The organism is Vibrio sp. S234-5, assembly GCF_000960595.1.
Classification (GTDB): Bacteria; Pseudomonadota; Gammaproteobacteria; order Enterobacterales; family Vibrionaceae; genus Vibrio.
In genome coordinates this window covers 1-503 of sequence record NZ_JZAM01000009.1, presented here as the reverse complement: position 1 = coordinate 503, position 503 = coordinate 1, and the positions used below count along the sequence as shown (strand labels likewise).

Here is a 503-nt window from a genome sequence, read left to right as displayed (position 1 = left end):
CTTATCCTTTACGACTACATGGTCAAGTGCATGCAGGAGTTAGCGAAAGCGGAACCTGATATCGATGCACTCCTGCCTTGGAACTTCAAACACTAACAATATCGCCCCGTGGGTTCATGGGGCGGATACTTTACATTGCCTCAGAGTCCACATTTTATCGTGTATTAAAAGCAAACAACCAGCTAGGTAAGCGAACTCGTAACAAAGCTGGCACAAGTCCTTCTCGACCAAAGGTTCAAAAAGCCTGCAAACCAAATCAGGTATGGAGCTGGGATATCAGTTATCTGCCATCGAAAATACGAGGGAAGCACTATTACCTCTATTTGATAATGGATATCTTCAGTAGAAAAGTAGTAGGTGCAGAAGTGTATGATCAGGAGCTAGGCGAATATGCAGCGGAGTTACTCCAAAGAACAACATGGCGGGAAAAGTGTGTGCAAGGCAACATTACTTTGCACTCTGACAACGGTGCTCCTATGAGAAGTTACACCATGCTTGCAAAG

1 protein-coding gene is annotated in these 503 nt (G+C 44.7%); it reads left to right on the top strand.

Annotation, left to right across the window (positions count from 1 at the left end; all coding sequences use genetic code 11):
• Positions 1-77: 77 nt before the first annotated feature.
• On the top strand, positions 78-503 hold a 426-nt coding region (locus UF06_RS00015), incomplete at its 3' end, for an IS3 family transposase (protein ID WP_045568605.1).